Here is a 2,221-nt window from a genome sequence, read left to right on the forward strand (position 1 = left end):
GTGCCGACGCGACGGCGGACAAGGAAAGCGTTGTCCACCCTATGTCTGGTGGGGGCGAATTCATTTGCGAGCGTCCGGCGTGGACCTGCACGCCGCCAGGAACTGCTGCGTGCAGGCCTCCCAGCTCATCGCCTCGGCCTGGCGCCGGCAGGCTTCCGCGGACAGGTTCTGCGCGCCCAGGCAGGCCTGCCGCAGGTCCTCGTGCAGGCAACCGGTTTCGCCGTGGCGCACCACGTCCAGCGGCCCGGTCACCGGGAAGGCGGCCACCGGCAGGCCGCAGGCCATGGCTTCCAGCATGACCAGGCCGAAGGTGTCGGTGCGGCTGGGAAAGACGAACACGTCGCCCGCCGAAAGGAACGCGGCCAGCTCCTCGCCGAAGCGATAGCCAACGAAATGGGCCTCGGCAAAGCGTGCCTGCAAGTCGCGGCGCGCCGGGCCGTCGCCGATGACCAGCTTGCTGCCGGGCAACGACAGTTCCAGGAATGCCGGCAGGTTCTTCTCCACCGCCAGGCGCCCGGCGTACACCCACAGCGGGCGCGGCAGGTCCGTCGGCAGCTCCGCGGGCTGGCGAGCCTGCGGGCGAAACAGCGCGATGTCGACGCCGCGTCCCCAGCGCGCCAGGTGCGTGAAGCCCCGCTCCTGCAACAGCCGCTCCATGTGCTCGGTGGCCACCAGCGTGCGCTGCGCCGGCCGATGGAAACGGCGCATCAGCGCATAACCCACGGCCAGCGGCACGAACGGATAGCGGGCATGCACGTATTCCGGAAACTGCGTGTGGTACGAGGTGTTGAAGGGCAGCCCGCGCTGCAGGCAGTAGCGGCGCGCCGCCCAGCCCAGCGGACCTTCCGTGGCGATGTGGATATGGTCGGCCTGCAGCGCGTCGAGCAGGCGCCGCAGCCGGCGGTACGGCAGGAGCGCCAGGCGGATTTCCGCGTAGCCGGGCAGCGCCACGCTGCGAAAACGGTCCGGGCCGATGACCGTGACCGCATGTCCCATGGCTCGCAGGGCGTCGCGGGTGCGGCTCAGGGTGGTGACCACGCCGTTGACCTGGGGGTGCCAGGCATCGCTGCAGATGACAATCTTCATGGGCGCCATTGGGCGCCACCGCTTTTAAGGTGTGGTGACGGCTGCGTGACGTTTCGATGACAACAACGCGGTCATTGAACTGCCATGAGAGATTCACAGTGTTGTCGAACGGGCAGCCTAGGCTGCCAGGCATGGACAAGATCGCGCTGAAAACGGAAGACCTGACCCTGCCGGTCCTCGCCCGCCTGGGACGCCTGGAATATCGACTCTGCATCACCATCAATCGCCTCTCGCGGCGGCAGGCCATGCACCGCCTGTTCCGCACGGTCAGCCGGCTGGGTGACGGCGTGTTCTGGTACTGCCTGATGGCGGCACTGGCTTTGCTCGGCGGCGAGGCGGGGCGCGAGGCGGCGCTGCGCATGAGTATCGCCGGGCTGGGCGGCCTGCTCATCTACCGGCAGCTCAAGCATCGCCTGGTGCGCGAACGACCCTTCATCACCTTCCAGGACATCCGCTGCGGCTGCCCGCCGCTGGACCGCTTCAGCTTCCCGTCCGGGCATACACTGCACGCGGTGTCCTTCACCACCCTGGCGCTGGCCGACTTTCCGCAACTGGCGGTGCTGCTGGTGCCGTTCGCCGCGCTGGTGGCGCTGTCGCGGCCGGTGCTGGGGCTGCACTACCCGAGCGATGTGCTCTGCGGTGCGCTGCTCGGCTACAGCATTGCGCAGCTGGTGCTGATGGTCTGATGACCGGGGCGCACCGTGCCGGTGCGCATGGTGGACAAGAAAGGCGTTGTCCACCCTACGGTTATTGCGCAGGTGGACAAGGGCTTGCTGTCGTAGGGTGGATCGCGCTTCACCGATCCACCATGCGCCGTCAGGCGCGCCGTACCGGCACGACTTTTTCCGGGCATAAAAAAACGGGAAGTCCTATTCGGAACTTCCCGTTTTCTTGGGCTTCGATGAAGCCTTGTATGGTGGGTCGTGTAGGGGTCGAACCTACGACCAATTGGTTAAAAGCCAACTGCTCTACCACTGAGCTAACGACCCAAAAATATGGTCGGGGTAGGGGGATTCGAACTCCCGACATCCTGCTCCCAAAGCAGGCGCGCTACCGGGCTGCGCTATACCCCGGTTGGAAGTTGGCTCCGCGACCTGGACTCGAACCAGGGACCCAATGATTAACAGTCATTTGC

2 protein-coding genes and 2 tRNA genes are annotated in these 2,221 nt (G+C 66.2%); 1 reads left to right on the top strand and 3 read right to left on the bottom strand.

Annotated elements, in window-relative coordinates; all coding sequences use genetic code 11:
- Positions 1-60: 60 nt before the first annotated feature.
- Complete coding sequence (locus AS93_RS0115985; protein ID WP_027591539.1) at positions 61-1,086, bottom strand: glycosyltransferase family 1 protein; 1,026 nt, start codon at positions 1,084-1,086, stop codon at positions 61-63.
- A 131-nt stretch (positions 1,087-1,217) separates the two neighbouring features.
- Between AS93_RS0115985 and AS93_RS0115990 the strand changes: the two genes are divergently transcribed.
- Positions 1,218-1,772 (top strand): phosphatase PAP2 family protein, encoded by a 555-nt coding sequence (locus AS93_RS0115990; RefSeq protein WP_037009661.1) that lies wholly within the window; start codon positions 1,218-1,220, stop codon positions 1,770-1,772.
- A gap of 228 nt (positions 1,773-2,000) precedes the next feature.
- Here the strand turns inward: AS93_RS0115990 and AS93_RS0115995 are convergent.
- A tRNA-Lys gene (locus tag AS93_RS0115995) sits at positions 2,001-2,075 on the bottom strand.
- 7 nt (positions 2,076-2,082) lie between these two features.
- A tRNA-Pro gene (locus AS93_RS0116000) sits at positions 2,083-2,159 on the bottom strand.
- Positions 2,160-2,221: the final 62 nt, after the last annotated feature.

Origin of the sequence: Pseudomonas sp. RL, assembly GCF_000647775.1 — a bacterium.
Classification (GTDB): Bacteria; Pseudomonadota; Gammaproteobacteria; order Pseudomonadales; family Pseudomonadaceae; genus Serpens; species Serpens flexibilis.